At 70.8% G+C, this 15,055-nt stretch carries 20 protein-coding genes; 12 read left to right on the forward strand and 8 right to left on the reverse strand.

All coding sequences use genetic code 11. From position 1 onward, the window contains the following. Nucleotides 1-22: 22 nt before the first annotated feature. Complete coding sequence (locus KOI35_RS10935) at nt 23-1,123, reverse strand: zinc-binding alcohol dehydrogenase family protein (protein WP_215786162.1); 1,101 nt, start codon at nt 1,121-1,123, stop codon at nt 23-25. A 90-nt stretch (nt 1,124-1,213) separates the two neighbouring features. Between KOI35_RS10935 and KOI35_RS10940 the strand changes: the two genes are divergently transcribed. Continuing rightward, entirely contained in the window at nt 1,214-1,771 is a 558-nt protein-coding gene (locus tag KOI35_RS10940) for a TetR family transcriptional regulator (protein WP_215786164.1), read from the forward strand. A gap of 74 nt (nt 1,772-1,845) precedes the next feature. Then, a complete protein-coding gene (locus tag KOI35_RS10945; RefSeq protein WP_215786166.1) occupies nt 1,846-2,034 on the forward strand; it encodes a Flp family type IVb pilin in 189 nt (62 codons plus the stop codon). Between the two features lie 4 nt (nt 2,035-2,038). Here KOI35_RS10945 and KOI35_RS10950 read toward each other — a convergent pair whose 3' ends face one another. After that, entirely contained in the window at nt 2,039-2,602 is a 564-nt protein-coding gene (locus KOI35_RS10950; RefSeq protein ID WP_215786169.1) for a DEAD/DEAH box helicase, read from the reverse strand. Nucleotides 2,603-2,740: 138 nt separating this feature from the next. Here KOI35_RS10950 and fdhA point away from each other — a divergent pair, with 138 nt between their 5' ends. The 5 genes from fdhA to KOI35_RS10975 are packed head-to-tail and all read left to right on the forward strand — an operon-like array spanning nt 2,741 to nt 7,254. Further along, nucleotides 2,741-3,979, forward strand: coding sequence for a formaldehyde dehydrogenase, glutathione-independent (gene fdhA, locus KOI35_RS10955; protein ID WP_215786171.1), 1,239 nt, complete (start codon nt 2,741-2,743; stop codon nt 3,977-3,979). A 49-nt stretch (nt 3,980-4,028) separates the two neighbouring features. Further along, nucleotides 4,029-5,168: a calcium-binding protein gene (locus KOI35_RS10960; protein ID WP_215786173.1), complete on the forward strand. Its 1,140-nt coding sequence runs from the start codon at nt 4,029-4,031 to the stop codon at nt 5,166-5,168. A gap of 18 nt (nt 5,169-5,186) precedes the next feature. Beyond that, a complete protein-coding gene (locus tag KOI35_RS10965; protein WP_215786175.1) occupies nt 5,187-5,891 on the forward strand; it encodes a hypothetical protein in 705 nt (234 codons plus the stop codon). Further along, a complete protein-coding gene (locus KOI35_RS10970; protein ID WP_215786177.1) occupies nt 5,888-6,580 on the forward strand; it encodes a hypothetical protein in 693 nt (230 codons plus the stop codon). Before KOI35_RS10965 ends, KOI35_RS10970 begins: the two co-directional genes overlap by 4 nt. Next, nucleotides 6,577-7,254 (forward strand): hypothetical protein, encoded by a 678-nt coding sequence (locus KOI35_RS10975; RefSeq protein ID WP_215786179.1) that lies wholly within the window; start codon nt 6,577-6,579, stop codon nt 7,252-7,254. The genes KOI35_RS10970 and KOI35_RS10975 overlap by 4 nt, the downstream gene beginning before the upstream one ends. Here the strand turns inward: KOI35_RS10975 and KOI35_RS10980 are convergent. Then, a complete protein-coding gene (locus KOI35_RS10980) occupies nt 7,251-7,691 on the reverse strand; it encodes a TIGR03618 family F420-dependent PPOX class oxidoreductase (protein ID WP_215786181.1) in 441 nt (146 codons plus the stop codon). The genes KOI35_RS10975 and KOI35_RS10980 overlap by 4 nt on opposite strands. 25 nt (nt 7,692-7,716) lie before the next feature. On the opposite strand from KOI35_RS10980, the gene KOI35_RS10985 reads away from it, so the two are divergent. Beyond that, nucleotides 7,717-8,664, forward strand: a complete 948-nt coding sequence (locus tag KOI35_RS10985) for a tetratricopeptide repeat protein (protein ID WP_215786182.1) — start codon at nt 7,717-7,719, stop codon at nt 8,662-8,664. Between the two features lie 67 nt (nt 8,665-8,731). Beyond that, nucleotides 8,732-9,163 carry a hypothetical protein gene (locus KOI35_RS10990; RefSeq protein ID WP_215786185.1) on the forward strand — a complete coding sequence of 144 codons (432 nt, stop codon included), beginning with the start codon at nt 8,732-8,734 and terminating at the stop codon, nt 9,161-9,163. On the opposite strand, the gene KOI35_RS10995 is transcribed toward KOI35_RS10990, so the two are convergent. Both KOI35_RS10995 and KOI35_RS11000 read right to left on the reverse strand, forming a co-directional pair. Then, complete coding sequence (locus KOI35_RS10995; RefSeq protein ID WP_215786187.1) at nt 9,072-9,509, reverse strand: hypothetical protein; 438 nt, start codon at nt 9,507-9,509, stop codon at nt 9,072-9,074. The two genes, KOI35_RS10990 and KOI35_RS10995, sit on opposite strands and share 92 nt — an antisense overlap. Nucleotides 9,510-9,586: 77 nt before the next feature. Further along, on the reverse strand, nt 9,587-11,035 hold the full coding sequence (locus KOI35_RS11000) for an MFS transporter (protein WP_246612882.1): 1,449 nt from the start codon (nt 11,033-11,035) through the stop codon (nt 9,587-9,589). A gap of 78 nt (nt 11,036-11,113) precedes the next feature. On the opposite strand from KOI35_RS11000, the gene KOI35_RS11005 reads away from it, so the two are divergent. Continuing rightward, complete coding sequence (locus KOI35_RS11005) at nt 11,114-11,749, forward strand: TetR/AcrR family transcriptional regulator (protein WP_215786189.1); 636 nt, start codon at nt 11,114-11,116, stop codon at nt 11,747-11,749. On the opposite strand, the gene KOI35_RS11010 is transcribed toward KOI35_RS11005, so the two are convergent. After that, complete coding sequence (locus KOI35_RS11010; protein ID WP_215786192.1) at nt 11,736-12,197, reverse strand: DUF427 domain-containing protein; 462 nt, start codon at nt 12,195-12,197, stop codon at nt 11,736-11,738. The genes KOI35_RS11005 and KOI35_RS11010 overlap by 14 nt on opposite strands. 20 nt (nt 12,198-12,217) lie before the next feature. On the opposite strand from KOI35_RS11010, the gene KOI35_RS11015 reads away from it, so the two are divergent. Together KOI35_RS11015 and KOI35_RS11020 are read left to right on the forward strand one after the other, a co-directional pair. Continuing rightward, the gene (locus tag KOI35_RS11015; RefSeq protein ID WP_215786194.1) at nt 12,218-12,631 is read left to right on the forward strand and encodes a VOC family protein; all 414 of its coding nucleotides are present in this window, start codon (nt 12,218-12,220) and stop codon (nt 12,629-12,631) included. Nucleotides 12,632-12,690: 59 nt separating this feature from the next. Then, nucleotides 12,691-13,437 carry a hypothetical protein gene (locus tag KOI35_RS11020; protein WP_215786196.1) on the forward strand — a complete coding sequence of 249 codons (747 nt, stop codon included), beginning with the start codon at nt 12,691-12,693 and terminating at the stop codon, nt 13,435-13,437. On the opposite strand, the gene KOI35_RS11025 is transcribed toward KOI35_RS11020, so the two are convergent. Both KOI35_RS11025 and KOI35_RS11030 read right to left on the reverse strand, forming a co-directional pair. Next, nucleotides 13,419-14,597 (reverse strand): FAD binding domain-containing protein, encoded by a 1,179-nt coding sequence (locus tag KOI35_RS11025; RefSeq protein ID WP_215786198.1) that lies wholly within the window; start codon nt 14,595-14,597, stop codon nt 13,419-13,421. The two genes, KOI35_RS11020 and KOI35_RS11025, sit on opposite strands and share 19 nt — an antisense overlap. Further along, a complete protein-coding gene (locus KOI35_RS11030) occupies nt 14,594-15,010 on the reverse strand; it encodes a cupin domain-containing protein (RefSeq protein ID WP_215786199.1) in 417 nt (138 codons plus the stop codon). Before KOI35_RS11030 ends, KOI35_RS11025 begins: the two co-directional genes overlap by 4 nt. Nucleotides 15,011-15,055: the final 45 nt, after the last annotated feature.

Raw genomic sequence — 15,055 nt, forward strand, 5'->3', positions numbered from 1 at the left:
ACGGGAGTTCGGCTGGGCGGTCTCAATGGAGGGTGACCACGAGCTTGGTCGCTGAGACGCCGCGGCGCTGCTGGTCCATGGCGTCCTGCAGGTCGGCCAGCGAGGTGCCGACGACCGACGCGGCAGGCAGCGGCCGGTAGTGCCCGGACGCCAGCGCCGCGGGCAGGAAGTCGCGGAAGATGGCCGGTCCGACCTCGTTCTTCTTCAGGTTTGAGCCGAAGATGAACTTCACGCCGACCCCGCGCCGCCGGGCCTCCCACTGCAGCTTGGCCATCCCGCCGGCCATGCCGGTCACCGTCGGCAGCAGCGAGAACCCGTTCTCGAAGGTGACCGGCGCGGTGGCGGCCGAGACGAAACGCCGGCCGCGTGCGGCGGCGGCGATCCGGACACACGCCAATGATGAGCCGGGGCCGATGGCGACCGCGCCGGCCATCGTACGGTCGCTGAAGGTCTTGATGATGTCGCTCTCGACCGTGGGACTGCGGTAATCGAAGACCCGCGCCGCGCCAAGCGAGGTGAGCAGCTCCGCGTTGCGCGGTGACGCCGTCGTGATCACCTCGTATCCGGAGGCCACCGCCAGCTGTACGGCGTTGAGGCCGACGCTCGTGGACCCGCCCCAGATCAGCACGGTCTCGCCGGTGGGCTCGGCGTCGGCCGCCGGGTGGTGCAGGCCCAGGTGGGTCGTCTGGAACAGGGCGCACGCCGCGGTGGAGAGCCCGAGCGGCAGCACGGCCGCGTCGGTGAACGGCATGGACTCGGGAATGGCCGAGGCGAGCCGTTCCAGGACGACCGTGTACTGCTGGTAGGCCCCCTGCGCCGGGCTGTTGGCGTCGCGGTCGGTGCCCACGGCCAGGGCGAGCACCCGGTCGCCGGGCCGGAAGCGGGTCACGGCCGAGCCGGCCTCGACCACCTCACCGGCCACATCCGCCCCGAGCACGGCCGGGTACTTCAGCCACATGTAGGCCAGGCGACCGGCGACCTGGATGACCCAGTCGACCGGGTTGACGGCGACGGCGTGGTTGCGGACGACGATCTCGTCGGGCCCGGGCGTCGGATAAGGCGCCGGGCCGACTTCGAGACGGCGGTTGCGGGCGGGAATCCAGGCGGCGGCGTTGGTGGGCATGGCGACTCCCCAGAGATTGTGAGTGCACTTGGTGCAGTCACGAGTGTGGCACGTGACTGCACCGGGTGCAATCGTGGGTAGAATCACCGCATGGCTCGGTGGGAACCGGACGCGCGCGGGCGTCTGCAGACGGCGGCCATGACCCTGTTCCAAGAGCGGGGCTTCGCCGAGGTCACGGTGGCCGAGATCGCCGAGCGGGCCGGCCTGACCAAGCGGACCTTCTTCAACCACTTCGCCGACAAGCGCGAGGTCTTCTTCGCCAACGCCCAGATGTTCGAAGAAAGTGTGCTGGCCCGCCTCGACGAGGCCGATCCGGAGCTGAGCGCGATCGACGCCGCCGTGCACGCGGTCACGCTGGCCGGCCGCGAGCTGGCGCCGTACTACGACTTCGCCAAGGCCCGCATCGCCGTTCTCGCGGTCACGCCCGAGCTGCGCGAACGTGACCTGGTCAAGACGGCCGGGCTGACCGCGGCGATGGCCCGGGCGCTGGGCGAGCGGGGGGTGCCGCCGCGGACGGCCGAGTTCGCCGCCCAGGCCGCCCTGACCGTCTTCGCCGTGGCTGCGGCCGAGTGGATCGCCGGGAAGGACGCTGACCTGGCCGTTCTGATGCGGCGAGCGCTCGACGAGCTGCGGGACGCGATTGCATAAGCCCCGAATCCTCAGCCCGGGCCGCGCGGACCCGATCAGTGAGGTCACGGAATCGCAAACAGGCGGGGGCTCTCATGAACTACTTGATCGCGTACGTGCAATCGCGTCTGACCCGTAACGGGGACGAAGGCGCCACCGCCGTCGAATACGGCCTGCTCGTCACTCTGATCGCGGTGGTCCTCATCGCCGGTGCCACGATCTTCGGCAGCAAGATCAGCGACATGTTCTCCGCCGTCGGCAACAAGCTGACCTCGCCGTCCTGAGCGATCACTCCAGGGCCAGCAGGCCGTTGGTCAGCACGGCCGGGGTGAGGTGCCGGTAGCCGACCGCGTCGAACAGCACGGTCAGCTCGTGCTCGTCCCGGGTCAGCAGCAGCCCTGGCCCCCACAGCTTGTGCCGCACCCGTACGCCGTCCCCGCCCCCGTCGCGCGACGGGGCCGGGGACGGCGCACGGTCGTTGTCGCAGTTGCCGCACGGCGCCGGGTAGTGCTCGCCGAAATAGGCCAGCAGCTCGGTTTTTCCCGTACGGATGTCAGCCAGCGCCCCGGTCCGGTCGGTGTGCCGCATTCCCGAGTTGAGCATCCGGGCCGGCACCTTGCGTTCGGTCAGCGAGCGCAGTTGGTCGCGCTGCAGGGCCAGCAGCGGTGACACGACCACGGTCAGCCCGCCCCGCGCCAGCCCCGCGACCTGGTAGATCGCACTCTTGCCGCTTCCGGTGAGCAGCACCGCCAGCGTGTCCCGCCCGGCCACCACCGCCGCTACCGTTTCGCGCTGCACCGGGCGCAGGTCGAAGCCGAATACAGATCGCGCGATTTCCCCGGCGTCGGCCACCGCCGATTCTTATCACCAATTGCGCATCTGACGACACCGTGGACGGTTCAGTTTCGGGAGCCGCGAGGGAAACATGGCGGTCATGGTGCCGTGACGAGATCGTCACTCACAGGTGCCATCCGACGATGGGAGGCAACGATGCCAGCCAATCGCGCGGTGGTCTACGACGGGCCCGGCAAGGTCGAGGTCCGCGATATCGACTACCCCACGTACGAACTGAAGGACGGGCCCGGCGTCAACAAACTGAACGTGGGCCGCAAGGTGCCGCACGGCGCGATCCTCAAGACGGTCGCGACCAACATCTGCGGCAGCGACCAGCACATGGTGCGCGGGCGTACCACCGCCCCCGAGGGCCTCGTGCTCGGGCACGAGATCACCGGTGAGGTCGTCGACGTCGGGCCGGGCGTCGAGTTCATCAAGGTCGGCGACGTGTGCTCGGTGCCGTTCAACATCGCCTGTGGACGCTGCCGCAACTGTAAAGAGGGCAAGACCGGTATCTGCCTGAACGTCAACCCGGACCGGCCGGGATCCGCCTACGGCTACGTCGACATGGGTGGCTGGGTCGGCGGGCAGGCCGAGTACGTCCTGGTCCCGTACGCGGACTGGAACCTTCTCCGCTTCCCCGACCGCGACCAGGCCATCGAGAAGGCGCTCGACCTCGCCATGCTGGCCGACATCTTCCCGACCGGCTACCACGGCTGTGTCAGCGCGGGCGTCACCACCGGCTCCACTGTGTACGTGGCCGGCGCCGGACCGGTCGGCCTGGCCGCCGCCACCTCGGCCTGGCTGCTCGGCGCGTCGGTCGTCATCGTGGGCGACCTCAACGAGGAACGTCTGGCCCAGGCCCGCAGTTTCGGCTGCGAGACGGTCAACGTGGCCCAGGGCGACCCGATCGAGCAGATCCACCGGATCCTCGGCAACGACGCACCCGCGATCGGCGAGCCGCTGGTCGACGCCGCGGTCGACGCGGTCGGGTTCGAGGCCCGCGGGCACGGCGCCGAGGCCGAGGTCGAACGGCCCGCCACGGTGCTCAACTCGCTGATGGAAGTGACCCGGGCCGGCGGCGCGATCGGCATCCCCGGTCTGTACGTCACCGGTGACCCGGGCGGCGTCGACGAGAACGCCAAGGTCGGCTCGCTGTCGTTGCGGCTCGGCCTGGGCTGGGCCAAGTCGCACTCGTTCGTCACCGGCCAGTGCCCGGTGATGAAGTACAACCGCAACCTGATGATGGCGATCCTGCACGACCGGGTGCAGATCGCGAAGAACGTCAACGCCGTGGCGATTCCGCTCGACCAGGCCCCGCAGGGCTATCAGGACTTCGACCAGGGCGCGGCCAAGAAGTACGTGATCGACCCGCACGGGATGACCCGGAAGTAGAAAGGTGCGGCGGGCCCCACGGAGGGGCCCGCCGCATTACGATCCGCCTATGTTGACGGCTGCGGTCCTCGTCCTGTCCGCCCTGCACGCTCCCACTCTCACGCCGGGTGTGGTCTCGGTCGACAGCCCCACGGCGGTGCGCTACAACGGCGGGCAGAAGGCGGTCAACTACGTCGTCGTCACCCGCTCCGGCCGCACGGTCACGATCGACGACCGGGTGCCGGTCCGGGCCGGTAAGGGCTGTGTCGCGGTGAAGGGCGACTCGACCAGGGTGCGCTGCACGACGGCACAGACGCCGACCTCGGTCCTCGTCTTCACGTACGACTACAACGACACCATCGTCAACAAGAGCGACCTGTCGATGACGGCGAACGGCGGCCCGGGCAGCGACAAGATCTACGGCGGGCCCGCGTCCGACTTCCTGCAGGGCGACACCTTCACCGGGCCCAACCCGGGCAACGACTCCATCTGGGGTTACGGCGGCCGCGACTTCCTGATCGGCGCGGGCGGCGACGACGGCCTCAACGGCGGCGACGGCGACGACTACCTCGACACGTACATCGCCGGTCCGGTCGGCGGCGTCAACCCGGCCGCGCAGCTCGGCAACGACCGGCTCTACGGCGGCAACGGCAACGACTGGGCGGTCGGCGGCGCCGGCGACGACCTGCTGTCCGGCGGTGCGGGTGGCGACACGCTCGAGGCCGGCCCGGGCACGAACGTCGTCTGGGGCGGCGAGGGCAACGACTCCATGTCCGGTGGCACCGGCCCCGACGTCTTCCACGGCGGCCCCGGCACCAAAGATGCGGTGAACTACAACGGCCGCAGCAACCCGATCACCGCCGACCTCGACGGCGCCGCCGGTGACGACGGCGAGCGGGGCGAGGGCGACACCATCGGCGCCGACGTGGAGTGGCTCTATGGCGGCACCGGCGACGACGTGCTGACCGGCAACGACGCCGACAACGAGATCTCGGGCTGGCTCGGCGACGACATCGTGCGCGGCGGTGCGGGCAACGACTTCCTGGCCGGCACCCAGGGCCACGACCAGGTGTACGGCGAGGCCGGCGACGACGACCTGCGGGTCATGGACTTCGAAGAGTCCGGCACCCCCGACCTGGCCGACGGCGGCCCCGGCACCGACACGTGCCAGGCCGATTCCGATGACAGCGTGGTCCGCTGCGAGCGATGATGTTCTACCTTTCCATATGTGCAGCTCGAAGCGCTCCGGACGACCTGGCCGGAAGAGGTCCTGACCGGACAGTACTTCTTCCAGGCGTACGGCCCGACGACCACCGACGACGTGATCAGCTTCCTCACCGATGACCTGATCGATGCGGGTGACGACGTCCGGCTGCGGATCACCGACGCCGGTGGGCGCGTGCTCATGAACGTCCTGCGCGGGCGGCACCCGGGCATCCAGGCCGTCGGCGTCCGGCCCGCCCAGACGTGGATCACTCTTCTGCAGCACGTCCGGCCGCCCCAGGGTGAAGAACCGTTCCTGCTGCGCCGGATGCGGCGGCAGCTCACCGATCGGCGGCGCCACTGGAGCTCCCGGATCCGCCGGGCCGCTCGTGAATTCACCGCCGACGTGCACCGCCTCCGGCCGGCGCCGCAGCTGGTCTGGGACGTGCTCGACAATCGGGCCGGCCACGTCATCGGCCGCCTGACCGTGCCGATCGGGGTGCCCGGCGCCCGCACGGCGATCCACAGCGCCACCGGCGGCCCGGCCGCGCTGCTGATGGTCGAGGGCGGCCTGCTCACGGTCCGGATCGGCGAGCGGCCGGTAGCCCAGTTCATGTCCGCCGGGCCCGCCCACCGGGTCGACGTCGCCGGAGCGGTCCCGGCCGGACTTGACCCGCGGCTCGTGCTCGCGTGCGCGCTTCTCGAATACGCCCGGCTGAGCACCACATGATCGACGAACTCCGGACCGGCTGGCCGGAAGCGCTTCTCACCGGGCAGTACACGCTGCGGACGTACGGGGGAACTCTCGGCGGTGAGATCCTGGACGACCTCGGCCAGATGTTCACCGTCGGGCTGCACCGGCCCGGCAACGACCGGCTGCTGAAGGTCACCGTCGACGGCCACCCGGTGCTGACCGTCCTCAACGACCGCGACGGGGTGCCGCCGCGCATCAAGGCCGTGGCCGAGGTCCCGTGGCTGAGTCTGGTGAAACGGCCGGACGCGCAGAGCCGGCCGGACCGCCGGACCATGGTCTTCGGTCCGCTCCTGCAGTCACAGCTCAGCTGGGGGACGCGGCTGCGCCGGTCGGTCCAGGCCTTCCGGACGCCGCCCCCGCCGGACGTGTGGGACGTGGTCGACGACCGCCTGGGCCGCGTGATCGGCCGGTTGGCCGGGCCGGTCGACGAACCACCGGGCACCAAGCGGGTCATCTTCCGTCCCGACGGCTGGCCGGCCGCGCTATTGATGGAAGACCCGTACGGCCGCCTCACCATCGTGGTCGACACCCTGGCGGCGGCCCGGATCTTCCGCGTGCACGCCGGCCACCGGATCGACGTCACCACCCTGACCCCGACCGGCCTCGACCCCCGGCTGGTGCTGGCCTGCGCGATGCTGCAGTTCGCCTATCTGAGCGACAAATGATCGACCACCTCCGGACCGGCTGGCCGGAACCGATGCTGACCGGCCAGTACGCCTTCGTCACCTCGGGCGGGGGCCTGGCCGGCGACCTGCTGAGCGGGTTCGCCGGGATGGTCAGCGCCGGGCTGATCGAGCCGGGGAACCCTTCCTTCCTGCGGATCGCCGTCGACGGCAAACCGCTGCTGGCCGTGGTTCCGGGCGAGCGCGGGCCCCGGGCGGTCGCCCGTGAGCCGTGGATCAGCCTGCACGAACACCCGCTTCCCCCGCGTACGGAGTACAGACAGTTCGCCCGCGTGGTCGGCTCGTTGTTCCTGCGCCGGTACGACATGCGGACCCGGATCCGTATGTCCGCCAGGGAGCTGACCCGCCCGACGCCGGTGCCCCGGATGGCCTGGGACGTGTTCGACGACCGCCTCGGCGAGGTCATCGGTCAACTGACCAACGGGGTCGGCGCCCGCACTGTGATCCTCGGCCCCGACGGCCGGGTCGTCGCACGCCTGCTGCAGGATCCGGACGGCAAGTCCCCGCCGCGGCTGCTCACGCTCGTAGCCGGCCGTCAGCCGGTGGCGCACATGACGCGCGCCGGAAGAGACACCTACCGCGTCGACGTCTCGGGGATCGCCGCCGCCGGTCTCGACCCACGCCTGGTGCTGGCCTGCGCGATGCTGCAGTTCTAGTTGTTGCTGTAGACCCGTTCCGGCGTGACGAGCACGGCGGCGCGACGCTGCTCGACCATGACCCGGTCGTACTCGTCCCAGTCGTCGTGACTGCCGCCGGCAGCGGTGAACACCTCACGCAGCAGCACCCGCAGCCGCTCGGCGTCGACCCCTTCGACCGGGTCGTCCGGCCCGATGATCTGCGCCGGGCCCTCGACGGTGGCCCACTGCCACCCCGACCGCACCGACACGGCGATCCGGGGACGCGCCCGCAGATTGGCCAGTTTGACCTGGCCATAGGTGACAAACCCGATTTCCCGTACGCCGGTGAGCGGATGCCCGAGCACGCCCGCGTTCACGATCGACGCCTGCACACTCCCATCCGCCCGCGTCGTCGCCACGGTCACCAGCCCCTGCTCACCACTGGCCATCCCCGCGAAGTCGTCCAATGTCGTCATGCCTTTTTGTGTACCATCCCGGACCGTGTCCAACACCGCTTCCCTCGCGTTGGCCCGTGTCCTGGCTCATTGCGGCGGCTCGCCGGCCGAGGCAGTGGCCTACGTGGCCGCGGCGATCGAGCACGATCCCGCCGACCCGGAACCGTACGACCTGATTGCCGAGCTGCGCCCCGACCTGGGCGCCCCGACCGGCCTCGCACAGTTCGTGGCCGGTTCCTACCTGCAGTTCCTCGACGGGGACACCGACGGGGCCGCGCGCATGCTGGGCTCGGTGACCGGATTTCGGCCCGAGGTCGCCTGGGCCGCGGCGCCGTGGTTCACCAGCGACCGCTTCCGGTCGACGGTCACGATCGGTGGGCTCGCCGACGCCACGGTCGCCATCACCGACTACGACCGCGATCTCGACAACGACGTGGTGCGCGACAATCTGCGGCCGTGGATGCGGCTGATCGACATCGTCTGCGAGCGGGATCCGGTGGCCGAGCAGATGGCCCGGATGGCGATCCTGTTGCGCTACTGCGGGCGTACGGAGGAATCGTTTGCCTTGTGCGACCGGGCCGACGGCATCGAGAAACTGATGCTGACCGAGGTCGTCCGGGCCGGCACGTGGGGATTCCTGGGCCGCCGGGACGAGCAGGCGGCCGCGTTGCGCCGGGCCCTCGCGCTGGATCCGGCCAACTGGTCGCTCTATCTGGACCTGGCCGATCACGCGGCGATGGCCGGCGATTTCGGCTCGGCGGCCGACCTGGTGAACCAGGGGCTTCAGCACGAGCCCGACGACGTCACGCTACGGGCCGCCGGGGCCACCTACCGGCTGCGGGCCGGCGGCCCGGTGGACGACGTCGACCTGCTGCTCGAGCTGGCCCCGGACATGCCGCACGCCGGATACCGGAACGGCCTGATCGAACAGGCACTCGGCACGCCCGGGCTCCCGGCCGACCGGACCGAGCAGCTCAGCACCTGGTTGTCGTGACCCGCATACCCCGTCAACGAACGGGTGCGGGCGGACGCCGTCGGCCGGACGGACCATACTGTCGGTCGTGAAGGACGAGTCCGTCGACGAGGGTGTCGCGCTCCTCGCGCTCGCCCTGAACCATCCGGATCCCGACGTGGTGCTTCCGCGGATCAGGCGGGCGCTCGCATCGTCCAGCCCGCAGACCCGGGCCAACGCCCTGCAGTCACTGGGGCATGTCGCCCGCCTGCACCGCACGATCGACGCCGACCTGATCGGCCGGCTGCGGTCGGCTCTCCGTGACCGCAGCCGGCTGCACCGCACCGAGCTGCGCGCCTATGCGGCCAACGCCGCCGATGACGTGGCCATGTTCGTGCCCCGGCGCGACCTGCCCCGATGGCTGCGACGCGCGTACCCGGGCCCGCGCCTCAGTTCGCGGGCGGGCGGTACAGGTCGCACCGGCGGCCGCGCTCGGCCTGGTTCACGTTCCAGCCGGCGCACAGCCGGACGGGCGGGTTGACGGCCCGGAACATGTAGTTCGCCTGCGCGCGGAAACTGGTCCGGCCCGGGCCGCAGTGCCGGCCGACGGTCTGCCATTCGAGGCCGTCGGCCGGGCCGCTGCGACCGACCTGGATCACGGCGCACCGCCACAGGCTCCGCGCGGCCAGCGTGCCGGTGATGCTGATCGGCGGCACCGGTCGCTCGGGGATGCTCATCATCTGCTGGTACGTGCCGTAGCCGACGGCGTTCCCCGCGGTCAGCCGGAACTCATTGGTCGCGGCGGCCGTCGCCGGTGCCGCCGCGACACCGAGACCAAGACCGGCGGCGACGAGGCCACCGAGCGTACGCAGGACGAGAGACCGCACAGGATGCTCCTAGGACGAGGACTGCTACCAAGAGCATCAACGCCCGAGCCTGCTTCGAGATGCGTCGAAAGCGGCAATTAACGGACGCTCAGGCCGGCCGCGCCGAGCACGTCGTCGGTTTCGACCTCGGCCACCGTCAGCTCGGGCTCGCGCACCCGAGGCAGGGCCCACGCCACCACGCCGGCGGCGGCTGCGGCCAGCACCGCCCCGACCACGAAGACGGTCACGAACTGGGACTCGTGCGGCAGCGGGACCGACGCCGAGATCGGGTTGCGGGTCATCATCGTGATGACGAACGCGGTGCCCAGCGACATGCCGACCGAGCGGGCGATCGAGTTGACGCTGTTGGCGATGCCGGTCTCGGCCGGTCCGACGTGGGCGATGAGCAGCGCCGGCAGGGCCGCGTAGCCGAAGGTGACGGCGGTGTTGACGATCAGCGCGCCGGCGATGACTTCCCAGGTCGCCGAGTGCAGCACGGCCAGCAGCGTGAAGCCGGCGCCGGCCAGCACGGCCGCGATCACCAGCGTCGCCTTGGCGCCGAAGCGGGCGACCAGGCGGCCGCCGAGCGGGGCCGTGACCACGCCGAGGGCGGTGCCGGGCAGCAGGTAGACCAGGCTGGCGGCCAGCACCGAGGCGCCGAAACCGTAGCCGGCCACGTCGTGCGGGGTCTGCACCAGCGCCGAGACGGCCAGGAAGACGGCGAACATCGCGAAGCCGAGGAACAGGCCGGCCGCGTTGGCCACCACGATCGGGCGGTGGCTGAGCATCCGCGGGCTGACCAGCGGGTGTGTGACCCGGCGTTCGAACAGCACGAACGCGACCAGCACGACGACCGCGCCGGCCAGCAGGCCGAGGACCCGGGCCGAACCCCAGCCCCAGCCGTTGCCCTCCTCGAGGGGCAGGAGCAGCAGCACCAGGCCGAGCCCGAGCAGGGCGGCGCCGGCCCAGTCGAGGCGTCCGGTGGCCACGCCGGCGCGGCGGGGGAGCTGCCACACCCCGGCCAGGCCGATCACGGTCAGCGCGGTGGCCAGCCAGAACAGCTCGTGGTAGTCGCCGCCGTCGCGCATCAGCAGGCCGGTGACGACCAGGCCGAAGCCCGCGCCGACCGAGAGCATGCCGCTGACCAGAGCCATCGCGCCGGTCAGGCGTTGCGGGGGCAGCTCCTCGCGGAGCATGCCGATCGCGAGGGGGAACAGGCCGAAGCTGGCCGCCTGGGCGACCCGCCCGACGATCAGCAGGGGGAGGCTGCTGGTGGTGGCGGCGAGCACCGAGCCGAGCAGCACGAGGATCAGCACGCCCAGCATCACCGGGCGGCGGCCGTGCAGGTCACCCAGCCGGCCCAGGGCCGGCGTGAGCACGGCGGCCGCGAGCAGGTTGGCCGTCACCACCCAGCTGGCCGCACTGGTCGAGACGCCCAGGTCGGCCCGGATGTTGGCGACGACCGGGACGACCAGGGTCTGCAGCGCCGAGACGAGCAGCACCACGTAACAGGCGACGGGCAGCACCAGCCGCGCTTTGAAGGTCATGGGACCGAACGCTAGACGCGTCGCCGAGAATTTTCAACACCGTGTCGATTCCGTGGACCGGCCGGTAGAGTCAGTGCCGTGCCAGCCATCAAAAGCCGTCGAGCTCCCACCAAGGGCGACCAGCGCGAGCAGGCCCTGCTCGACGCCGCGCGGGCGGTCTTCCGCGACAAGTCGATCAGCCAGGTCACGATCGACGAGCTGGCCGGGGCGGCCGGCATCGCCCGGTCCGGGTTCTACTTCTATTTCGAGTCCAAGCAGGCGCTGCTGGCCGCACTGGTCGACCAGCGGCTGGCCGAGGCCGACCTCGAGATGGCCGAGTGGCTGGCCTCCGACGGGCTCGACCGCGACGCGCTGCGCCGGGGCCTGACCGCGGGGCTGGCCCGCTGGAAGGCCGACGGGCGTTGGCTGCGTGAGGCGTTCATCACGCCCGACCCCGGCCCCGAGGTGAAGCATGTGCGCGACCGGCTGGTCGACGAGGGCTGCTCGCTGTTCAGTAAGCGCATCGAGCGGGACGCGCGCGCCGGGCGGACGGTGGCCGGTCCGCCCGCGCTGATCGCCAAGATGGCGGTCCACCTGCGCAGCATCACGTTCGCCGACGCCTATGCCCACCCGTCCCAATACGACGAGGACGAGCTGCTCGACACCCTCACCGACGCGATCCTGCGCCTGGTCTACGGCGACGCACCGGATCCGGCCAGGTTCACCAGCCCATAGTCCCCGGGCCACCCTTGAACGGCCCGGTGATGTCGTCGGTGATCCAGCCGCCGTAGAAGTCGCCCTCCTGCGCGCGCACGAGCTCACCGTCGACCCGGCACTCGTCGACGCGGCTCGGATAGAAGGCCACAGCGCCGGAGATTTCCCCGTACGCGGGCACGGGGTCCTCGTAGGACCAACCGACCTGGGCCACCCGGGTCGAGCCCACGACGAGATCCCAATACCCGGCGACGCCCTTGAACTCGCACAGCGAGCGGCCCGTCCCGGGTTCGAGCACGCCGTCGGCGATGTCGTCGCGCGGGATGTAGTACACCGGCGGATGGGACGTCTCGAGCACCCGCCAGGCCCGTACGCTGTCCGCGACTGTCCGTCCCGCGTGCATGACCGTCACCCGGGCAGCGGTGCGTTCCAACCGCGGCGGGCGCGGGTAGTCCCACACCGACTCCATGGTCCAACGATAGGGTGCACATGCGGATTGCGATGATCGGAATGGTGGCGGCCGCCGAGAAGCCGTCGGCCAGCGCGGCCTGGTTCGCCGAGCATTTCGGGTTCAAGGTCAACATCGACCTGGGCTGGTACGTCAACACCCAGGCCGACGGTCACGAGAAGCTCAACCTCGACTTCGTGCAGCGCGATCACGAGTCGTGGCCCGAGGCGACCCGCGGGAAGAGCGTCGTGGGCACGCTCATCGCCCTCGTGGTCGAAGACGTCGACGCCGAGTTCGAGCGCCTGACGGCGTACGGGATAAACGTGGTCACGCCTCTGGTCACCGAGCCCTGGGGGCAGCGGCGTTTCCAGCTCGCGGGCCCGGACGGCCTGCTGGTCGAGGTGCTGCAGCAGGTCGCGCCCGACCCGCAGTGGCTGGCCGACAACGGGTTCTGAACCGACGGATCAACGACGGCCCGCTGGAGTGAGCCCGGATTCGGGACCACGGTGGGTGGATGCGATTCGACGGTGTCGAGGTCAAGGTCAGCCTGGACGGTAAGGCCGCGGAGACGCTGAACCTGCCGGACGTCGATCCGTGGAAGATCTACTTCCTCGAGGACGTCACGACCGGGCTCGGCGCGGGCACGCCGCTGCAGGACCGGCAGCTGATCCTGCGGGCCCGGCAGAAGACCAGGGGCAAGGACGACGTCACGGTCAAGTTCCGGCCGGGGCGGCGGTCGCAGTTCACCGACGCCTGGCTCGGCACGACGACGACCACCAACGGCAGCCTGGAGTCCGAGTTCAAGGTCGAGGCGGACTGGGCCGGCGACCGGCGCACGCTGGCCGTCTCGCTCACCGCCGACCGGCCCAAGGATCTGGTGGCCGGCGTCGCGGCGGGCGAGCGGAGCATCCGGGCCCTCTTCACCGACGACCAGAAGCGGCTGATCGAGACCTGCGCGGGCTTCCCGGTGAATCTCGAGGTGCTCACCGTGCTGCCCGCGGTGGCGGCCCGGCGCTGGCCCACCTTCGCGGTGAGCGAGCCGGGCCGGCCGCCGCTGGACGTGCGGGCCGAGCGCTGGACGGTCGGCGATCTCGACTTCCTGGAGCTGTCGATCGCGGTCGCGCTCGACGTGGCCGAGGAGGCGCAGAAGGCCCTGCTGGCGTTTGTCGCGCACCGCGGCCTCCAGGTCGCCGAGGGCCAGGCGAAGACGTCACAGGTGCTGGCGCTCCTGGTCGATCAGGCTCAGCGGTCCGGGCCGTAGAGTCCGAAGTGCAGGGCGGGATCGGCCGGGTCCCAGGTGTTGGTGAACTGGGACCGGGCGCCCATCTCGGCGACCCGGCTCAGCAGGTCGTTGCCCAGGGCGAGCCGCTCGGGTTCCCAGGCGGCCAGCGCGGTCGGGATGTCGGTGTGAGCGGCCAGCGCGGCCGCCAATGACCAGGCGTCGGCGGCGGCCTTGGCGGTTCCGGCCGCGGCGTGCGGGCGGGCGGCGAAGGCGGCGTCGCCGATCAGCGCGATCCGGCCGAAGGCCATGCTGCGGACGGCGATGTCCAGGACGATCTGGATGTACGGCTCGGCCGTGCGCTCGATCAGCTCGGCCGCCGCCGGGGGCAGCAACGCCGTCGCTTCGGCTCGCATCGCGTCGACGAAACGTGGCTGCACCTGTCCGGGATGGACGGAGACGGGAGCCGTGAAGCCGCGCAGGTCGGTCGTCATCTCGTCCAGCTCCGGCCCCTCGGCCACGTTGCGGTACCAGACGTAGTTCATCTGCCGGTTGCCGCGGCCCAGGCTGCCGTCCGCCCCGGGAATGGCGTACATGCAGATGTGCGAGTTGTCGATCACCGCGTACGCGAGGGCGTCGTTGATCAATTCGGCCGTCTCGGGCGTCACGTCGCGTTCCGGCACGCACCCGCGCCACCCGATGTAACCGGCGTAGCGGGGGAGCACCCGCGGCTGCAACCGGCGGCGGCCCACCGACGAGATACCGTCGGCGAACACGACCAGCTCGGCCCGCTCGGTGCGCCCGCTGACGAACCGGAGCTCGGCCCGGTCGGCGTCCTGGCTCACGCCCACCGCGTATTCGCCCAGGTGATAGTGATCAGTGCCGAAGTCGTCCAGCAGCACCCGGTACATCGTCGTCCACGAGCTGAACCGCCAGGTGGCCGGTTCCTCGTACGTGATCTTGTTGTCCGGGCCCAGGTAGCGCATCACGGTCGAGCCGATGCTGACGTCGTCCACCCCGAACGGGTGCGGCCGCTCGGCGATCCACCGCACGGTGTCGGGCTGCAGCACGATGCCACCGCCCCGGCCGTCCAGGTGACTCGGCGTACGTTCGAAGATGTCGACCTCGAACCCCTGCTCCCGCAGCAGCAGACCCGCGGTGAGCCCGGCGAAGGAGCCGCCGACGACAATCGCGCGGCTCACCGGATCACCGGCCCGTACGGGTGGTCGTCGAGGTTCACGACGATCGCGTCCTGGGTCGTCCGCGCCACGATCATCCGCACCGGTTCGGTGTCGCTGGCGTTCTCCTCCCAGTGCACCACGTCGGGCTTGATGTAGACGAAGTCGCCCGGATGCGCCTCCTGCATCGTGTCGAGCTGGTCGCCGATCCACCATCGCCCGACGCCGCTGAGGATGTAGAGCGCCGTCTCGGACCGCCCGTGGTGGTGCACGCCGGTCCGGCCGCCGGCGGGCAGCACCGAGAGGCCCATCCACAGGTCCTGCGAGCCGAGGCGGCGGGCCGACACGGCCTCGAACCGCTTGAGTCCGGCCGTCTGCGGAGTCTGGTCGGACAGATCATTGGCGCGAACAACAACTACGCCGACGTCTTCGTTCATGGGCTCAACTCTGCGGATCAGCCGACCGCCGGGACATGTGCCGCC

This window comes from Paractinoplanes bogorensis (genome assembly GCF_018829635.1).
GTDB lineage: Bacteria > Actinomycetota > Actinomycetes > Mycobacteriales > Micromonosporaceae > Actinoplanes > Actinoplanes bogorensis.

Coding starts and splice junctions, on each gene's coding strand:
- KOI35_RS11000 (WP_246612882.1), bottom strand. CDS start 11,035: ATGACCTTCAAAGCGCGGCTGGTGCTGCCCGTCGCCTGTTACGTGGTG.
- KOI35_RS10940 (WP_215786164.1), top strand. CDS start 1,214: ATGGCTCGGTGGGAACCGGACGCGCGCGGGCGTCTGCAGACGGCGGCC.
- KOI35_RS10970 (WP_215786177.1), top strand. CDS start 5,888: ATGATCGACGAACTCCGGACCGGCTGGCCGGAAGCGCTTCTCACCGGG.
- KOI35_RS11015 (WP_215786194.1), top strand. CDS start 12,218: ATGCGGATTGCGATGATCGGAATGGTGGCGGCCGCCGAGAAGCCGTCG.
- KOI35_RS11010 (WP_215786192.1), bottom strand. CDS start 12,197: ATGGAGTCGGTGTGGGACTACCCGCGCCCGCCGCGGTTGGAACGCACC.
- KOI35_RS11030 (WP_215786199.1), bottom strand. CDS start 15,010: ATGAACGAAGACGTCGGCGTAGTTGTTGTTCGCGCCAATGATCTGTCC.
- KOI35_RS10960 (WP_215786173.1), top strand. CDS start 4,029: ATGTTGACGGCTGCGGTCCTCGTCCTGTCCGCCCTGCACGCTCCCACT.
- KOI35_RS11020 (WP_215786196.1), top strand. CDS start 12,691: ATGCGATTCGACGGTGTCGAGGTCAAGGTCAGCCTGGACGGTAAGGCC.
- KOI35_RS10975 (WP_215786179.1), top strand. CDS start 6,577: ATGATCGACCACCTCCGGACCGGCTGGCCGGAACCGATGCTGACCGGC.
- KOI35_RS10945 (WP_215786166.1), top strand. CDS start 1,846: ATGAACTACTTGATCGCGTACGTGCAATCGCGTCTGACCCGTAACGGG.
- KOI35_RS10935 (WP_215786162.1), bottom strand. CDS start 1,123: ATGCCCACCAACGCCGCCGCCTGGATTCCCGCCCGCAACCGCCGTCTC.
- KOI35_RS10980 (WP_215786181.1), bottom strand. CDS start 7,691: ATGACGACATTGGACGACTTCGCGGGGATGGCCAGTGGTGAGCAGGGG.
- fdhA (WP_215786171.1), top strand. CDS start 2,741: ATGCCAGCCAATCGCGCGGTGGTCTACGACGGGCCCGGCAAGGTCGAG.